Here is an 18,413-nt window from a genome sequence, read left to right on the forward strand (position 1 = left end):
CGCCTATAGTGCGCGAAATAGATTATGAAGAAAAGCTCGTTACATGCGCATCAACAAGGCTTGATTTAGTTTTATCAAACGTATATAATTTATCACGTAGCGATGCGAAAAATGCCATCGAAGCTGGTCTTGTTAAAGTGAATTACAAAGTCACTTACAAGATTAGCGAAACGCTTGAAGTTGGCGACATGGTATCGATGCGCAGACGCGGAAGATTCATAGTCGGTGACTACTTAGGTCTAAGCAAAAAGGATAAACTCAAACTTATTATAAAAATTATAAAGTAGGTGTTACATGATTTATTTTTTAATAGTCGTACTAGCAGTGGCCTTGGATCAAGTCACAAAGTACTTTGCCAAGCTTCACTTAGAGGGCGAAGCTGCATACGAAATAATTCCAAACTTTTTTTCTTTTGATTACGTTGAGAATAGAGGCGCCGCTTTCGGCATTATGCAAGGCAGACACATTTTCTTCTTCATCGTAACTTTCATTGCAATAGCGATAATTTTATACATCTTCATAACAGAGTACGATACGCTTATGGGATATGAAAAAGTATTTTTGTCATTTTTCTTAGCAGGAATTTTAGGTAATTTCATTGACAGAGCCTTTAGAGGTTATGTTATTGACTTTATTTCATTTAAGTTTGGTTCGTATCAATACCCTTGCTTTAACCTTGCTGATAGCTACATGTGCGTTATCATTGTTCTATTTATCGGCTACTACATCTATAGAAAGATTAAAGATAAAAATGCAAGCAAAAGTAATTAAGCTTAATAGCGAAGATGCTGGTCAAAGATTAGATGTATTTTTGGCAAACTTTGATAATAGCAAAACAAGATCAACGTATAAAAAGCTTATTGAAGAGGGATACGTATCTGTCAATGGCAGCGCTGTAAAAGCGTCTTACAAGTTAAATGCAGGTGACATCATAGAGATAAGAGAGAAAGAATCGAAACGCTTTGAAAAAATCGATATGGACATAAATGTCTTATATGAAGATGATGACATAGCGGTTATTGACAAGCCAAGGGGACTTATAGTTCATCCTACAAATGATGAGGAGATAAGTCTTGTAAATTTTTTGTTATATAGATTTGCTTCACTAAGCGATATTGACGCGACAAGGCCGGGCATCATCCACAGGCTCGATAAAGACACGAGCGGTCTTCTTATAATAGCGAAGAATAGTGAAGCGCATGAAAAGATGAAGGATCTCTTCAAGTCGAGAGAGATATACAAAGAGTACATCACCATCGCCGTGGGCGCTTTTAAAGATGAAGTGACTCTAGTTGATAAGGGCATAATGCGTGACCCGATCAAGAAGATCAAGATGTGTGCTTCAGATGAAGGCAAAAGGGCAATCTCCGAAATCCATTTACTTAAACAAAATGATGATTATGCTTATTTAAAGGTAGTTATCAAGACGGGCAGAACGCATCAGATTAGAGTGCATCTTGCTTATCTTAATCATCCAGTGCTTGGTGATAGGACTTATGGCTATAGAGGCAAAATAAAAATGGACGGACAAGTCTTACATTGCAGAAAAGTAAGTTTCATCCATCCAATTACAAATAATTTAATAGAAATAGAAAGTGAAGCGCCAGCTTATTTTAAAGAGGCACTAATCAAAACGAATTTATATAAAGCTAAAGATCTACAGTGATGGTTTTGAAGTTCACATAGTTAACGAGGCCGGTCTTACCGCTTGGATGTTTCTTAACATTCTTCCTTGTAGTGAAGTCAACATCAACCTTGTTAGAGTCTTTGGCTTTTGAGTTTTTTGCGGCAATTTCAGCTGCGAAGAGCAAGAGCTCGTCACTTGGGTAGCCATCTGACTTGATTACAACGTGCGAGCCAGGAAAGCCCTTGACGTGCATCCACACATCATTTTTGTCAGCGACTTTAAAAGTGATGTACTCGTTTTGTAAATTGTTCTTGCCGTAATACACTTTACTTGTATCGTTATAATCAATAGAATGTATGGCGATTTTTTTTGGTTTATTTTTAATTTTTTTATCCTTTTTAATGTATTTATTCTTAATAAGCTCAAAGTATATCTCATCAAGGTTCTTTACATCGTCAGTTCTATCAATAGCGTCCATTACAAGCTCAAGATAATTTATCTCGTCCTCAGTATTTTCGATTTGTTTCTCTAAAACTATCTCTCTTTGCTTCATCTTTTGATATCTCTTATAATATCTTTGCGCGTTTTGCACAGCAGATAGCTTTTGATCAAGAGGCACTGTGATCTCGTTCATATTGTCGTAGAAGTTCTCAAGCTTTATCTCTTTAAGCCCCTTATTTATCTTGTGTATATTTGAAGAGATAAGGTCAGCGTATACTTTGTATGCCTCTCTATTGGCACTTTCAAGCATTTCTTCCTTTTGCTTTTGTAATTTATTTCTCGCTCTCTTAAGATTAGCGCTTATCGTGTGCCTCATGTTTTGCGAACGCTGCGATATTCTGTCCTTTTGGTCCTTTTCATAATAATATTTATCAAGTAGCTCACTTATGCTTTCAAAACTTTCTTTCTCAAGCGAGGCATATTGATTTAGGCTAATGGCGTTGTAAACGCTCTTTCTTTCGCTTAGCTTATAAATATTGAAGCTGTAATTATTTTCTCTCACTTCATCAAAGGTAGATATGAATGACGAGATAAGTCTATTCGCAGCGCTATCATCAAGATTTTTTACTAAGTTCTTCTCGTCAATAGCTGCATCAAAAAGTATTTTGTTTGCAATTTCAGTACTTAAACCGAGGAAGGATCTCATAAGAAAGTCTCTTATCTCAAGCTCTGCATTATCCATCATCATCTCTTTAAGTCCTTCTTCATCAATGCTAATAGGGGAGACTCTATCAAAGACAGGCGGCCTTTCATATATAAGACCTGGTTCTATCTCTCTTTTGCTTGACATGATAGTCGAAACTCTTTTTATTGCATCAATAATCTTGTGATCTTCGTTACAAAGAATTATGTTTGAGTACTTGCCCATGATTTCAACAACAAGATAGTAAAGAGCTTCTTCGTGAAATTCGTTGTAGCCTTTAAAGACGAACTGAGCAGCTCTATCGAAGCCAAATTGTTCGACCTTAACAAGCTTTGAGCCAGATAGATTCTTTCTAAGTATCTTTGAGAAGAGTGGCGCTTCAGTTGGATTCTCTTTACTAACTTTGCTCACATAGAAGCGTGGGTTATTGCTCGAGGCACTTACTAAGACTTTGAAGGAAGCATCTTTGCTCCTCATATTGATCATTATCTCATCTTTTTCAGTTTGATATATCTTATCGACCCTCGATCCGATGTAATTACTATTGAACTCATCAGTCAAGGCTCTTGTTACTATTCCGTCAAATGACATCTAATCACTCCTTACTTATATTATATACAAAGATAGTCTATTTAAATATGAAGAATTTGTCATATTCTATATATATTTTTATAAATAAATGGTATAATATAAACATAAGGAGTGAGACTATGTTAAAGAGTATGACCTCATATGGTTCTAGCGAATATGTTTGCGAAAAGTATAAGATAAAATTTGAACTAAAGTCTGTGAACAACAGATACTTTGATTTAAACCTAAGAAGCCCACGCTCGCTTATGGAGTACGAGGACAAGATTAGGCTTGCGATTAAAAAGAGAATATCAAGGGCAAAGATAGATTGCTTCCTAACAGTGGTATTCTTAGAGGATGACCCTAACGATGTGGAAGTGGATTTAGTATTTTTAAGAAAGTATATGAAGGCTCTTAGCTTAATTAAGGAAGAGCTTGGCCTTGATGACGAGATTAAACTTGAAGACATAATCAGTCAACAAGAGATAATAAGCGTAGTGAAGAACAATTATGAAAATGATGAGTTTTTAGACATAATGCTTGAAACGCTTGAGAAGGCGCTTGATAACTTTGACGATATGAGAATAAGAGAAGGCGAAAACCTTAAACGCGACATATTAAATAATCTCACAGCAATTGAAGAGAATGTTGATAGAATCAAGGAAATATATATCAATTACACGGATGAATACAAAGAAGACTTCATGAAGAAGTACAATGAACTTATTGAAGATAAAAGCATAATCGATGAAAAGAGGCTTGAGTTTGAACTTGCACTATTAATTGACAAATACGCCATCGACGAAGAGATAGTTAGGATGTACAGCCACATATCGCAATTTAAGTCCATGCTTAATTCCGATGAGGCCATTGGCAAGAAGATGGATTTCTTAATTCAAGAGATGAACAGAGAGTCAAATACTATATTAAGTAAGACTAAAAACATTGATATCTCTAAGATAGGTGTAGAACAAAAGAACCTTATCGAAAAGATTAGAGAGCAAATACAAAATATAGAGTAGGTGAAGTATGGAGTACATTAACGTAGGATTTGGTAATTTAATCAATAAACATAGGGTCATAGCTGTTGTAGGACCAGAGTCAGCTCCTATAAAGAGACTCATCATGGAGAATCGTGATACAATCAGACTCGTAGACGCAACTTGCGGCAAGAAGACTAGAAGTGTTATCATCATGGATAACGAGTCCATAGTCCTTTCAACGCTAGCGACTTCAACTATTAGCGAAAGATTGAATGGAGGTAATTAAATGAAAAGAGGGTTTTTGATAGTTCTTTCTGGGCCTTCGGGCTGCGGCAAAGGCACTGTCGCTGACGAACTGTTTAGACGCAACGACGATATAGTCTTTTCAGTCTCGGCGACAACTAGAGAAGCTCGTCCAGGCGAAGTAGATGGCAAGAGCTACTTCTTCTTAAGCGAAGAAGAGTTTCTAAAGAAAGTCGAAAACGATGAGTTCTTGGAATACGCTAGTGTTCACGGCCATTACTATGGTACGCCAAAAGATTTTATCACTAAAAAGATAGAAGAGGGCGAGATAGTACTGCTTGACATTGATGTTCAAGGCGCGCTTCAAATCAAAAAGAAGATGAAGGAAGTAGTTTTCATATTTCTAGTACCGCCATCGATGTCGGAGCTAAAAAGAAGGCTGGTTGGCAGAGCAACTGAGAGCGAAAAGGACTTAGAGCTAAGAATTGCTAACGGCTTTAAGGAGATAAACTTCGTTGAAGAATACGACTTCTTTGTAGTAAACGATTACTTGGAGGATGCCGTTAGAGATATCGAGGCCATAATCAAAGCGGAACAACATAGAGCGAAGAGATTCAAATATATAAAAGATAGAGTATTGGGGGAAAACAAATGATTTATATTAAAAATAAAGAAGATTTAGAAACATTATCGAGATATGCCTTAGTTATGATACTTTCAAAGAGAGCTAGGCAAATAGTTGATGGAGCAGAAGCAAAGGTTGACACTGAGTCACACAATCCTGTATCCATCGCTATGGATGAATATCTTGAAGACAAGATAGAATACGATATATAAAATGAAGAAAAACATTGTAGTATGTGTCACTGGTGGCATAGCAGCTTATAAAGCGGCAGATCTCGTATCGAAGCTTTCAAAAGTACACAATGTAAGAGTACTTATGACGAGGGACGCGCTTCAATTTGTTGGCAGCGAGACGTTTAAGATACTTTCAAAAAATGAAGTTTATACAGATGTCTTTACTGATGAAGATAAGCCTATGCATATAGAGATAGCTAAGTGGGCAGACATCTTTGTTGTGGCGCCTGCATCAGCAAATACCATAGCTAAACTTGCGAATGGCATATGTGATGATATGGTGAGTCTAGCAATTTTAGCTAGCAAGGCAAAAAAACTTGTGGTGCCAGCCATGAACACAGTTATGCTTGAAAATGAAGCGACACAAACTAATATTCAAACGCTTAAAGATAGGGGCGTAGACATACTTGAGTCAGATTGCGGTCTACTTGCTTGTGGCGACATAGGTAAGGGTAAGATGCCAGACCCAGCAAGAATAATTGATCGCATCGATTATTTACTTGCTAATAAAGACCTTAAGAAGTACAAGATACTTGTCACAGCTGGTCATACAGTTGAAGCGATAGACCCTGTTAGATACATCTCAAATCGTTCGACTGGTAAGATGGGCTACCACATTGCAAAAAAGGCTTACAATAGAGGAGCGGATGTCACTTTAATAATTGGACCAAATGACCTTGATATAAAAGACCCATTCAATATAGTTAATGTTGTCTCATCAAAGGATATGTATGAAGCGGTTAATAAGGAGTTTGTGGACGCAGATGCCTTGATTATGGCGGCTGCACCAGCAGACTTTACGCCAGCGAATTACAGTCCTGAAAAGATAAAAAAAGAAGTAGACGAAAGCAATGACATCAAGATAAAAAAGACGGATGATATAATCAAGTCACTTAAGGATAAAAAAGAAGGCAAAGTCGTTATTGGTTTTGCGGCTGAATCAGAAAATGTTATTGAGAACGCAAAGAAAAAGCTAGTTTCTAAAGGAGCTGACATGATAGTAGCCAACGACATAACACTAAAGGGCTCAGGCTTTAAGAGCGACGAGAACAAAGTAAGTTTTGTCTATAAAAATAAAAATGCTACATCATTCGATTTAATGAAGAAGAGTGAACTAGCAGACATCATTCTTGATAATCTAGCTAAATTACTTAAAGATAGAAAGAAAAATTAATGTTTGTTCAAGTTGTTATTGATACAAAATCGAGAGTTTTAGATAGAGTTTTTACTTATAAGACAGATGAAGCCATTAGCGTTGGTACAAGAGTTTTAGTTCCCTTTGGTAGGTCGAATAAGCCTAGCATCGCTGTGGTTTTAAACACTTGTGATGAAGTTGATATTGATGAAGCAAAGATCAAGTCCATAATCAAGGTGCTTGATGACAAGGCCATAATCGACGAGATGATGATAGAGCTTGCTCTATGGCTTAGAAATAGATACATCTCGACTTATAACGACGCGCTTAGACTAGTTTTTCCGCCAGGAGGAATTAAGGAGCTAGAGCTTTTTTACTATGCTAATGCTGATGTGCTTGGTCTTGAAAAAGATAAGGCATATACAAAGGATGAACTACTCAAAATCATTACAGCTAGTGATTTTACTAAGCTTATTAAAGACAATATCATTAGTGAAAAGTATAAGATTAAGCAAAAAGTAAAGGAGCACTACGAAAAATACATTAGCCTCGTGACTTATGACGAGGGCGTTAGTGAAAAGCAAAGAGCCGTACTTGATTATCTAAGGGACAATGATGGCAGCGCTTTGGAGAAAAATATAATCACTAGTCTTAATATATCGTCTTCACCGATAAAAACTCTTTTGAAAAAGGGTTTAGTGAGGGAAGATTTTATTCAAGAGTCGAGGAAGAGGGCTTATAATGTAGATTCTTACGAAAAGATTAAGCTAAATAAGGAGCAAGAAAAGGTTTACAAGCGCATGGAGCACTCGCTCGAACATGACTTAGGTGAAAAGTTTTTACTAAGAGGTGTGACTGGATCGGGCAAGACAGAAATTTACTTACATCTTGTTGAAAAATGTCTTCAAATGGGTAAAGATGCTATAGTACTAGTACCTGAAATAAGTCTTACGCCACAAACGATTAGGCGCTTTATTGGACGCTTTCAAAGAAAGGTTCACGTGCTTCATTCAAAGCTAAGTCTATCCGAACGCTTTGACGAGTATAACGATATAAAATCGACTTCGCCAAGCATAGTTATAGGTGCGCGTTCAGCAATATTTGCTCCGTGCAGAAACTTAGGACTCATAATCATGGATGAAGAGCACGATCAAAGCTACATATCAGATATGAATCCAAAGTACCAAACAGACGAAGTGGCTTATTACAGAAGCATGAGCGAGGGAGCGACGCTATTATTAGCAAGCGCTACACCATCGATATCGTCTTACTATAATGCCAAGCACGGCATATATGAGCTACTTGAGCTTGACAAGAAGGCGAAGGGACAAAAGGAAGCTGATATAGAGCTAGTTAATATGATTGACGAGATTCAAAGAGGAAATATCAGTCAGATCTCATCTAGATTTTTTGAAGTTATTGACGAGAATCTTAAGGCGAAGAAGCAAAGCATAGTCTTTTTAAATAGACGCGGCTATAACAAGGAGATATTCTGTAAGAGCTGCGGATACACATTTACTTGTGATAACTGCGACGTGAGCATGACCTATCACAAGGGCATAAACAAGCTTAAGTGTCACTACTGCGGTCTTGTGAAGAACATTCCAAAGACCTGTCCAAGATGCGGGGCGCAAAGCTTAAGCTTCGCTGGCTATGGCATAGAGAAGGTTGAGGAGCTACTAAGAAAGACTTTTCCAGAAGCAAAGATACTTAGAGCAGACAGCGACACGATCAAAACTGAGGACGATTACATCAATTTATACAAGAAAATGAATTCGGGAGCAGTCGATATACTTATTGGCACTCAGATGATTAGCAAGGGACTTGACTTTAAGAATGTTGATGCGGCAATCATTGTATCGATCGATGCTAATCTAAATTTCCCAAGCTATTCGGCGAGCGAAGACACATATAATTTAATCACTCAAGTGGCTGGCAGAGCTGGACGCGATGAAAAAGGCAGAGTGCTTCTACAAAGCTACGCTATTGACAATGAGACCATTGGCTATGCTATGAAGGGTAATTACGAGGCTTTCTACAGAAATGAAATTGCTTTAAGACAAGAGTTTCTTTATCCGCCATTCATCAATATGATATACATCGTCGGAACTAGCCTTGATAAAAACATTGTCCAAGCTGAGATGGAGTACTTAAGAAGCGATATCGAGAGCTATTTAAATAAAAATGATATCAGATGCAATGTCTCAAAGCTAATGCAATGCGCGATTGAAAAGATAAATGCAAGCTACAGATATCAAATCATATTGAAGTACACAAACACTTATTCGAAAGAGATAAAAGATTATATTCGCTTCATTTTATATAGAAGCAAATTTGCGAAGAACAAAAAAGTAAATTATAACATTTATATAAATCCAAGAAATTTTTTATAGGAGGTAAAGATGGCACTTAGAAATATTAGACACGACGAAGATGAAATTCTTAGAAAACAATCTAAGCTAGTTAAAGTTTTTGACGATAGACTTAAAGAGCTAGAAGATGACATGATAGAGACTATGAATCACGCGGAAGGCGTTGGTCTTGCTGCAGTACAAGTAGGTATACTTAAGCAAATGATAGTCATAGACATAGGCGAAGGACCTATGGTTTTTGTAAATCCAGAAATACTTGAAACAGAAGGCAGTTGCGACGATTACGAAGGCTGTCTATCAGTTCCGGGCTACTCTGGCGTGGTTGAAAGACCTGAAAAGCTTAAGCTTAAGTATCAAGACCTTGAAGGCAATGAACATGAGCTTGAGACTGAAGGCTTCTTGACTAGAGTAATATGCCACGAGACAGATCATTTGAAGGGCATTTTATATACTGACAAAGCTAAAGAAATGTATACAAATGAAGAGCTTAAGGCAAAATTAGATAAAGAACATAAGATGGAAGAGGCTAAATAATGAAAGTCATTTACATGGGAACGCCATTATTCAGCTTGGCTCCATTAAAGGCTTTAAAGGACCATGGCTTTGATATAGCTATGCTTATTACGCAGCCAGACAGAAGACGCGGTAGAAAGATGCAAATCACTTACTCAGAGCTAAAGACTTATGCTCTTGAAAACGATATAGAAGTCTTTCAGCCGGAAGATGTCAATAGCTCTGAGTCAATAGAAAAAATAAAAAATACAGAGGCAGATGTCATCGTGGTAGCCTCATATGGACAAATAATTAAAGAAGAGATACTTTATATGAAGAAGTATCACTCGATAAATATACACGCATCACTATTACCAAAGTATAGAGGAGCGGCGCCAGTTCAAGCGGCAATCATAAACGAAGACGAAGTAACAGGCATCACTCTTATGAAGATGGCAAAGGGACTTGACACAGGAAACATACTTATGTCAAGAGAGATAGCTATTGCGGATGATGACACGGCAGATACACTTACTATGAAATTATCTAATTTAGGCGCAGAGATGATAGTAGAGTACCTAAGTGAACTTACTGCGCTTGACGAGGGAAGCCCACAAGATGATGCAAAGAGCTCTTATGTAAAGATGATTAAAAAAGAAGACGCTTTTATTGACTTTAACGAAAGTGCTTCTAAGATAGAACACACAATTAGGGCTATGCAGCCATGGCCAGTTGCCTTCACTACTTACAAGGGCGAGAATATGAAGATATTTAAGGCTGCCATTGTCAAAGATAATAGTGATAAAAAGGCGGGTACTATACTAAATGTTAACGAAGATGGCATCTTAGTAAAGTGCAAGGACGAGGCCATCATCATAAGTGAAGTGCAAATGCCAAATAAGAAGAGAATGAAGGTTTCTGATTATATAAGAGGAAACAAAATTGAAATAGGTGAAAGGCTAGGGGATAGATAATGATAAACTTTTTAATCTTTGCGGGAAGATATCATAATTATGTAAGTTCATACTTCATCTATATAATTCCAGCGATGCTACTAAGCTTATACGCTCAATTCAAGATACAAGCTGTATATAGAGAGTACATGGGAAGGATGAGTTCAATTGGCCGTAGCGGCGCAGAAGTTGCTAGAGCTATACTTGACAAGAATGGATTAAGAAATGTAAATATTAAGGAAGTGCCGGGCACTTTAAGTGATTTTTATGATCCAAGGGACAAGAGTCTTTCTTTGTCAAAAGACATATCAGATGGCACATCCATCGCTTCAGTTGCTGTTGCTGCCCATGAGGTAGGCCACGCGATTCAAGATAAGGAAAGCTATCCAATGCTAAACTTAAGGAGCTTAATGGCGCCAGCTGTAAGCATTTCAAGCAGCTTAGCAATGTACTTGATACTTGGTGGCTTATTCTTTAATTTCATGAAGCTATTCGATATAGGCATAATCTTATATGGCATCATAGTTCTATTCACACTAGTGACTCTACCAGTTGAGTTTAACGCATCAAGAAGGGCTTTGAACGAAATTAGCTCTATGCCGGGCGTTAATGAAGAGACCATATATGGTTCAAAGAAAGTTTTAAAGGCAGCAGCTCTAACATATGTTGCAGCAGCCTTTGCAGCTATAAGTGAAATACTAAGACTACTTTCTATGAGGAGAAGAGATGATTAAGAATAACGACAGATACACAAGCTTTTTGATTTTGAAAGATATATTCGCGAGCGGAGCCTACTCAAACATCAGTTTAAGAACTGAGCTTAATAAGCTTGATAAAGATATTTCAAAGTCTTTCGTAACAAAGCTTGTTTATGGCGTTGTAGAGAGAAAGAAATACCTTGATTATATCATCTCAAAGTTATCTTCAACAAAGCTAGAGAAGATCGATATAGAGATACTCATAATTATGGAGATGGCCCTATATCAAATCATATACATGGACAAGGTGCCCGATAGCGCTGCGGTTAATGAGGCAGTGAACCTTACTAAAAAAGTTAATAAGAGGCTTTCAGGCTTTGTCAATGCCAACCTAAGAAATTTTTTAAGAAATAAAGATGATTTAATTAAAATCGATATAGCTGACGAAGACAAGATGCTAGCAGTAAAATATTCGCTTAATGAAGAATTTTTGGACTTATTAAATAGCGATTACGATAAAGAGACTGTAATTAATTTTTTAGCTAGATCCATGGACGAAAGACTACTTAACCTGAGAGTGAATACAAATAAGACTAGTAAAAAAGCTATCGGAGCAGTTCTTGAGAAATTTGATATTAAATACAAAGAGAGCGATATATCTATTGACAGCCTCATCGTATATGACAAGGTAAACGATGTGATAAAAAGCTTATATAAGCAAGGTTATGTTTCATTTCAAGACGCAACAAGCGCGAGTCTTCAAGATTATATAAAGCTTAATAAGGGCGATAAGGTCCTTGACCTATGCGCAGCGCCTGGTGGCAAGTCCATGCACATGGCAGAGAAACTTGAAGGATCAATAACGAGCTGCGATATATATGAGCATAAGATAAAACTTTTAGAGAGCGAGGCCCATAGACTTGGTCTTGACAATATTGATTTTAAAATCAATGATGCGATGAAATTAAATAAAGAATTTCTTAACAATTTTGATAAAGTTTTGATAGACGTACCATGCTCAGGAAGTGGTATAATATCTAGGAAGCCTGAAATAAAATATCAAATCGATATAAAAGAGCTTAAGGAGCTTAACGATAAGCAGTGGAAGATACTAAATATATCCAAAGACTACGTTAAGCGTGGCGGCTTGCTTATCTACAGCACATGCAGTATACTTAAGCTAGAAAACGAAATGATGCTAAAGAGATTTTTAGAAGAAAATAATGATTTTACTTTGGAAAAATTTATTAAGCACATGCCTAGTGAAAAGATTAACGACGGCTTTTTCATTTCATATCTAAGGAAGGATTAATTTGACGAAGATTATTAACAATATGTATATATCAGAGCTTGAAGAGTATTTCATAGAGCTTGGCGAGAAGAAGTTTAGAGCGAAGCAGCTCTTCGAGGCTATTCACAAGCAAAAGATAAAGAATATCGAAGATATAAGTACATTCTCACAAGATTTAAAAGAAAAACTTATTAATAGCTCTGAGATATATGGAGTAAAAAAAGTTTTAGAACTAAAATCAAAACTTGATGAAACAAAGAAATACCTTTTTGAGCTACACGATGGCAATATCATTGAGAGCGTCTTGATGAAGTATAAGTACGGCTACACTGTTTGCATATCGACACAAGTTGGCTGCAAGATGGGTTGCGCCTTTTGTGCATCGACTAAGAAAGGCTTTATAAGAAACCTATATGCCTCAGAGATGCTTGATGAGATATATGAGATAGAAAGGCTAAACGATATAAACGTATCAAACGTGGTTCTAATGGGTAGTGGCGAGGCGCTTGATAACTTTGATGAGCTTATAAGATTTATTGAGCTAATTAGCGCCAAAGAGGGCAAGAATCTATCGAAGAGAAACATCACTGTTTCAACTTGCGGTCTTGCTGACAAGATAGTGAAGCTCGCCGAATATGATTATCCGATCACACTAACGATATCATTACATAATGCGGACGAAGAAGAGAGAAAGAAGATCATGCCGATTACAAAGAGCTATCCCTTTGATAAGCTTGTACCTGCACTTAAAGAGTATCAAGCAAAAATCAATAAGAGGATATCCTTTGAATACGTTTTAATCGACGGACTTAATGACTCTTATCAATCTGCTTTAGATATAAAAAATTTATTAAAAGATATTAAGTCACACATCAATTTAATTCCACTTAACAAGATCAAGGAGTATGACGAAGAGCCGAGCAGTTCTGAAAATATAATGAAGTTTAAAAAATATTTGGAAGATTTTGGCTTTAATGTAACCGTTAGGCGCGAGTTAGGAGCTGATATAAACGCTTCGTGTGGACAGCTTAGAAATAATTATCTTGAACAATAGGAGGTGGTCAATGTGAATATTGGTTATGTATCAGACAAGGGTAAAACGAGAACAAATAATGAAGATAACTTTTTTATCTATGATGATAATCCATTCCCTTTCTTTGTAATTGCTGATGGGGTTGGTGGACACAAGGCAGGCGAACTAGCTAGTAAGATGGCGGTCGACACCATTGCCGATGTCTTGAAAAACACAAAGGATGCAGTTTGTATAGACGATGTCGAAGACGCTATAAGAACAAGCATAGTTAGCGCAAACAATTCCATTTACAAATATTCAAAGTTTAATAAAGAGTGCGAAGGCATGGGCACGACGATATTAGTCTGCGCCTATTACAAAAACACTTGCCTCATAGCTCATGTAGGTGACTCAAGAGCCTACCTAATCAGAGAGCATGAGATAGCTCAGCTAACAGAGGACCACACCTTTGGAAACGAGCTAATCAAAAGGGCGGGAAGCAAAATTTTTAATATAAAAAATATAGATAACAAAAACGCTTTGACCAGAGCTTTGGGAACAGAGAAAACTGTTGTCATTGACACATATAAGTTTATTCACAGGAAGGACGACATAGTACTTTTATGTACAGATGGACTTAACAAAGAGGTCGAAGATAACTCGATACTTGCAATAGTAGAGAAGAACAAGAGCGTCTCAATGCAAAAGGTAGCTGAAGAGCTTAAGGATAGAGCTATACTTATGGGCGGAAGAGATAATGTTACTATAATAACTATAAAGGCTTAGAGGTGATAAAATGGATAAGATGATAGGAAAACTTTTATCGGATAGATATGAAATCTTAGAAAAAATTGGCGATGGAGGCATGGCAACTGTCTATAAAGCCAGATGTAGAGTATTAGACAGATATGTTGCTATAAAAATTTTAAGACCTGAATATGCTAATGATGAAGAATTTATAAAGAAATTTAATAGAGAATCAAAGGCGGCTGCATCATTATCGAGCCAAAACATAGTTGGCATATATGATGTAGGCACTGACACTATTGATGACGAGACTATTTATTACATCGTTATGGAATATATCGATGGAACTACTTTAAAGGACATAATTGATAGCAAGGGCAAACTTTCTGAAGATGATGCAATTGATTACTCAATTCAAATCCTTAGGGCTTTGAAGGACGCCCATGATCACAATGTTGTTCATAGAGACATAAAGCCTCATAACATAATGATTACAAAGCAAGGCGCAGTCAAAGTAACTGACTTTGGTATAGCAAGAGCATCGACATCAACTACAGTTACTACAACATCTGATGTACTCGGCTCAGTCCATTATATATCACCTGAACAAGCTAGAGGCGGCTACACTGATAATAAGACGGATATATATTCATTTGGTATAGTTTTATACGAGATGTTAACAGGCAAAAAGCCATATGATGGGGACAATCCTATATCAGTAGCGATGAAGCAAATACAAGATGACATCGTTCCGCCGTCTGAGTACCTGCCTGGCATGAACAAGAATCTTGAAAAGATCATACTTAAGTGTACAAGAAAGAAGCAAAGTGAGAGATATCAAAGCGTTGATGACATCTTAGCAGACTTTTTATACTTAGATGACGATGTTAGCTTTAATTATGACAAACAAAATGACAATTGGAATGATGAAACTGTTGTTTTAAAGCAAGAGGATATAATTCGTGAAGAAAGAAACGAAAAGACAAAGAGAAATAGGGAGGAAAATATTTCTGAAATGAGACAATCAAACAGAAATCGCCGTAAAAAGAAAAAAGAAAATGGCTTAGCTGGCGTATTCTTAGGAATAATAACAGCTCTACTACTAGTAGCTGGACTATTCTTTGGATATAACTATTTAAAAGGAGCTTTAAGCGGTGGTGGATCAGATGAAGTAGCTGTACCAAATATAGTTGGTGACGATTTAGACACAGCAAAATCAAAGCTTGAAAAACTTGGACTTTCTTATGAAGTAGTTGCTAAAGAGAAGATCGAAGGAAAACCTAATATTGTTACAAAACAAGACCCAGAAGCAGATTTTAAAGTTAAAAAAGATTTTAAGGTGTCATTAACTATATCTGAATCAGAAGATAGTGTTGAAGTGCCAAACATAGTTGGTGAAACAATACTTGATGCAGAAAGTATATTGTATAAGTATGGCTTAAAGCTTGCCGAACCAAGTTATGAAGAAGATAGTGAGCATGAAGAAGGAACCATAATTAGACAAGAACCTAGTCAAGGCTCACAAGCTGAAAAAAATACATTGGTTAAAGTGATAGTAAGTAAAGGCAATTCTAGTGGCATTGAACTACCTGATTTTAAGGGTAGAAATAAAGATGAGGTAATTAAAGAACTTACTGAATTAGGGCTTAAATATAAAATTACTAGTAAAGACAGTGAAGACTTTGATAAAGACATAGTTACTGATCAATCAATAACATCAGGATCAACTGTTCAAAAAGATGAAGTTATCGACCTTGTAGTATCTAAAGGCAAGATCGAAAAGCCTGCCGAAGAAGAAACACCTGAAAATAATGAAACAAATGAAAAGCCAAAAGAAGATGAAAAGCCAAAGGAAAAGGCAGCAGTTGTTATAGACATAGTTCTTCAAGCAGATCCAGACCTTGATCAAACACACTTCACTATAATTAAAAACTCTAACGGAGTAAAAGAAACTGTTTACGATCAAATGGTTAGTAAGGAAGATGGTCAAGTGAGATTCAAGTACAATGCTAAAGAAGGAGATACTTTTGATATTTACAAGAATGACACTTATATAACTACAAAGCAAGCGAACTAATGAAGGGTAAAATAATTAAATCCATTTCCGGTGTTTTCTATATTGAGAGCATGGGCGAGATCTATGAAGCAAAGCAGCTTGGAAGCTTTAAGAAGCTTAAGATGAAGCCACTTGTTGGTGATATTGCAAACTTCGTTGAAAAAGATGGATCCTGCCTTATAGAGAGCATTGAGGAGAGAAAAAATGAGCTAATTAGGCCAAATGTAGCTAACGTAGATAATTTACTCATAGTTATGACTATAAGTACGCCAAGCATAAATTTACTTTTGCTTGACAAGTTCTTAGTCATGGCAGAGTACAATCATATTAGGCCTATAATCATAATAAATAAAAAAGATATCAAGCTTGATGAGCTTATATATAATTTGTATAAGAGCATCGGCTATGATGTCTTCGAGACGAGTATATATGATGACGAATCCATTCACATGGTATTAAACGAGATAAAGGGTCAAACCTCGGTTCTGTCAGGTCCATCTGGCGTGGGCAAGTCGTCAATAATGAACTACCTCAATAAAAACAAGCTGATTAAGACCCAAGAGATATCGATGAAGCTCAACAAGGGCAAGCAAACAACAAGGTCAGTGCAGCTTTACTCAATAGACGAGGAGACTAATATCATTGATACGCCTGGCTTCACATCGCTTGAGCTTGACTTTTTGCAAGAGGAAGATGAGTTAAAAAATTATATAAAAGAATTTAATAAGTATAAGAACAAATGCAGGTTTGCGTCGTGCGCGCACATCAATGAACCTGATTGTGAGATAAAAAGACAAGTAGAAGAAGAAAATATATCTCGTATTAGATATAAAAACTATCTACTAATGTATGAAGAGATAAAAGCAAAGAGGAGGTATTGACTTGAGAGAGATAGCACCATCATTATTGTCGGCGAATTTTTACAATTTGCAAGACGATTTAGAAAGACTAAAGAAGGCAGATATTAAGTATTTGCATCTTGACGTTATGGATGGAAATTTTGTTCCGAACATATCCTTTGGTCTACCAATCATTAAATCAGTGAGAAAGAACACAGATTTCATTCTTGACTGCCACTTAATGATAGAAAAGCCTGAAAGATATTTGGAAGACTTTAAAAATGCTGGAGCAGACATATTAACCGTTCATCAAGAGGCGACTATACATTTACAAAGAACGCTTGCTGAAATCAGAAGACTTGGCATGAAGGCTGGCGTGTCGCTAAACCCATCGACAAGTGAAGAAACACTTAAGTACATCATGGATGACCTTGATCTAATATTAATTATGTCGGTTAATCCAGGCTTTGGCGGCCAATCATACATCGAAGCGGTTAATGAAAAGATCAAAAGAGTGAGAAAGATGATTGACGAAAGCGGCAGAGACATCATATTAGAAGTCGATGGCGGCGTCAACAAGGACAATATTAAGAGCTTAGAAGCTTTAGGAGTAGATTTATTTGTTGCGGGATCAGCAGCATTTAAAAATTCAGAGATAGAAAAGAATTTAGGAGAGTTGAGAGATGAAAAATAAAGTAGCAATAGTATTAAACGGACCAATCGATAGTTTTTTAACAGGAGATATTAAAAATTACGCCATGGTCATAGCAGTTGATGGCGGCTTAAATCACTTAGTTAAGTATAATATGGAAGCAGACCTATTCATAGGTGATTGTGATAGTGTTAATGAAGATGCACTAATCTACATGGAGACAAGTGATATCGATAGGATAGAATATGACGTAGAAAAGGACAAGACAGACTTCGAACTTGCCTTGGAATATGTAAAAGAAAAGTGCAAGATTAAGAAGATTGATGTTTTCTGCGCTTTAGGTGGAAAAACTGATCACACTATGACAGTACTAAACAATGTCTTAGCATATAGCAAGGACCTTGACATAACTGTCTTTGGAGGCCAACAAGCAGCAAAAGTGCTTAACGAAGGCGATAAGCTTAGAGTATTGAATAGATATGATGTGGTATCATTCTCAATGGTACCAGTTGATGAAGACTTAACAGTTTCAATCGAGTCAGCAAAGTGGGAGCTTGATCATAAAACAGTTAAGAAAGAAAGTTCATTACTAATGAGCAATAAGGCAATGGGCGAGTATGCACTAGTTACTGCACATAAGAACAGAGCCTTTGTCTTCACAACATTGTTTTTATAAAATCGATTTAGCTTAAATACAAAGAAGGCCTGTGCATTATGCATAGGCCTTTATATATACACGCG

The 18,413-nt window shown here is 36.6% G+C and carries 20 protein-coding genes; 19 read left to right on the forward strand and 1 reads right to left on the reverse strand.

Translation table 11 applies throughout. The features are described from left to right. The 3 genes from Q0E71_RS02460 to Q0E71_RS02470 form a co-directional block, all read left to right on the forward strand. A partial coding sequence (locus Q0E71_RS02460) for a S4 domain-containing protein (protein WP_294795647.1) occupies nt 1–287 on the forward strand: 287 nt, incomplete at its 5' end. Nucleotides 288–294: 7 nt separating this feature from the next. Next, a complete protein-coding gene (gene lspA / locus Q0E71_RS02465; RefSeq protein ID WP_294795650.1) occupies nt 295–771 on the forward strand; it encodes a signal peptidase II in 477 nt (158 codons plus the stop codon). Next, on the forward strand, nt 752–1,666 hold the full coding sequence (locus Q0E71_RS02470; RefSeq protein WP_294795653.1) for an RluA family pseudouridine synthase: 915 nt from the start codon (nt 752–754) through the stop codon (nt 1,664–1,666). The genes lspA and Q0E71_RS02470 overlap by 20 nt, the downstream gene beginning before the upstream one ends. Here Q0E71_RS02470 and Q0E71_RS02475 read toward each other — a convergent pair. Beyond that, nucleotides 1,650–3,362 (reverse strand): NFACT family protein, encoded by a 1,713-nt coding sequence (locus Q0E71_RS02475; protein ID WP_294795655.1) that lies wholly within the window; start codon nt 3,360–3,362, stop codon nt 1,650–1,652. The genes Q0E71_RS02470 and Q0E71_RS02475 overlap by 17 nt on opposite strands. 119 nt (nt 3,363–3,481) lie before the next feature. On the opposite strand from Q0E71_RS02475, the gene Q0E71_RS02480 reads away from it, so the two are divergent. The 16 genes from Q0E71_RS02480 to Q0E71_RS02555 are packed head-to-tail and all read left to right on the forward strand — an operon-like array spanning nt 3,482 to nt 18,348. Further along, on the forward strand, nt 3,482–4,363 hold the full coding sequence (locus tag Q0E71_RS02480; RefSeq protein ID WP_294795657.1) for a YicC/YloC family endoribonuclease: 882 nt from the start codon (nt 3,482–3,484) through the stop codon (nt 4,361–4,363). A gap of 7 nt (nt 4,364–4,370) precedes the next feature. Continuing rightward, on the forward strand, nt 4,371–4,610 hold the full coding sequence (locus Q0E71_RS02485; RefSeq protein ID WP_294795659.1) for an extracellular matrix/biofilm biosynthesis regulator RemA family protein: 240 nt from the start codon (nt 4,371–4,373) through the stop codon (nt 4,608–4,610). Beyond that, a complete protein-coding gene (gene gmk, locus Q0E71_RS02490) occupies nt 4,611–5,222 on the forward strand; it encodes a guanylate kinase (protein WP_294795661.1) in 612 nt (203 codons plus the stop codon). After that, entirely contained in the window at nt 5,219–5,404 is a 186-nt protein-coding gene (rpoZ, locus tag Q0E71_RS02495; RefSeq protein ID WP_058260563.1) for a DNA-directed RNA polymerase subunit omega, read from the forward strand. Before gmk ends, rpoZ begins: the two co-directional genes overlap by 4 nt. Nucleotide 5,405: 1 nt before the next feature. After that, a complete protein-coding gene (coaBC, locus tag Q0E71_RS02500; RefSeq protein ID WP_294795664.1) occupies nt 5,406–6,599 on the forward strand; it encodes a bifunctional phosphopantothenoylcysteine decarboxylase/phosphopantothenate--cysteine ligase CoaBC in 1,194 nt (397 codons plus the stop codon). Further along, nucleotides 6,599–8,953, forward strand: coding sequence for a primosomal protein N' (gene priA / locus Q0E71_RS02505; protein WP_294795666.1), 2,355 nt, complete (start codon nt 6,599–6,601; stop codon nt 8,951–8,953). The genes coaBC and priA overlap by 1 nt, the downstream gene beginning before the upstream one ends. A 9-nt stretch (nt 8,954–8,962) precedes the next feature. After that, entirely contained in the window at nt 8,963–9,466 is a 504-nt protein-coding gene (def, locus tag Q0E71_RS02510; protein WP_294795668.1) for a peptide deformylase, read from the forward strand. Next, nucleotides 9,466–10,398 carry a methionyl-tRNA formyltransferase gene (gene fmt, locus Q0E71_RS02515; RefSeq protein WP_294795670.1) on the forward strand — a complete coding sequence of 311 codons (933 nt, stop codon included), beginning with the start codon at nt 9,466–9,468 and terminating at the stop codon, nt 10,396–10,398. Before def ends, fmt begins: the two co-directional genes overlap by 1 nt. Next, nucleotides 10,398–11,111, forward strand: coding sequence for a zinc metallopeptidase (locus Q0E71_RS02520; protein WP_294795672.1), 714 nt, complete (start codon nt 10,398–10,400; stop codon nt 11,109–11,111). The genes fmt and Q0E71_RS02520 overlap by 1 nt, the downstream gene beginning before the upstream one ends. Next, the gene (gene rsmB / locus Q0E71_RS02525) at nt 11,104–12,387 is read left to right on the forward strand and encodes a 16S rRNA (cytosine(967)-C(5))-methyltransferase RsmB (RefSeq protein ID WP_294795674.1); all 1,284 of its coding nucleotides are present in this window, start codon (nt 11,104–11,106) and stop codon (nt 12,385–12,387) included. The genes Q0E71_RS02520 and rsmB overlap by 8 nt, the downstream gene beginning before the upstream one ends. Nucleotide 12,388: 1 nt before the next feature. Then, nucleotides 12,389–13,420 (forward strand): 23S rRNA (adenine(2503)-C(2))-methyltransferase RlmN, encoded by a 1,032-nt coding sequence (gene rlmN, locus Q0E71_RS02530; protein WP_294795676.1) that lies wholly within the window; start codon nt 12,389–12,391, stop codon nt 13,418–13,420. Nucleotides 13,421–13,432: 12 nt separating this feature from the next. Next, entirely contained in the window at nt 13,433–14,164 is a 732-nt protein-coding gene (locus Q0E71_RS02535) for a Stp1/IreP family PP2C-type Ser/Thr phosphatase (RefSeq protein ID WP_294795679.1), read from the forward strand. A gap of 10 nt (nt 14,165–14,174) precedes the next feature. Further along, entirely contained in the window at nt 14,175–16,202 is a 2,028-nt protein-coding gene (gene pknB, locus Q0E71_RS02540) for a Stk1 family PASTA domain-containing Ser/Thr kinase (protein ID WP_294795681.1), read from the forward strand. Next, the gene (gene rsgA, locus Q0E71_RS02545) at nt 16,202–17,062 is read left to right on the forward strand and encodes a ribosome small subunit-dependent GTPase A (protein ID WP_294795683.1); all 861 of its coding nucleotides are present in this window, start codon (nt 16,202–16,204) and stop codon (nt 17,060–17,062) included. Before pknB ends, rsgA begins: the two co-directional genes overlap by 1 nt. Before the next feature lies 1 nt (nt 17,063). Beyond that, nucleotides 17,064–17,714: a ribulose-phosphate 3-epimerase gene (gene rpe, locus Q0E71_RS02550; protein WP_294795685.1), complete on the forward strand. Its 651-nt coding sequence runs from the start codon at nt 17,064–17,066 to the stop codon at nt 17,712–17,714. Beyond that, complete coding sequence (locus tag Q0E71_RS02555) at nt 17,704–18,348, forward strand: thiamine diphosphokinase (protein ID WP_294795687.1); 645 nt, start codon at nt 17,704–17,706, stop codon at nt 18,346–18,348. Before rpe ends, Q0E71_RS02555 begins: the two co-directional genes overlap by 11 nt. Nucleotides 18,349–18,413 lie beyond the last annotated feature (65 nt).

The organism is uncultured Fenollaria sp., from assembly GCF_934202865.1.
Classification (GTDB): Bacteria; Bacillota; Clostridia; order Tissierellales; family Peptoniphilaceae; genus Fenollaria.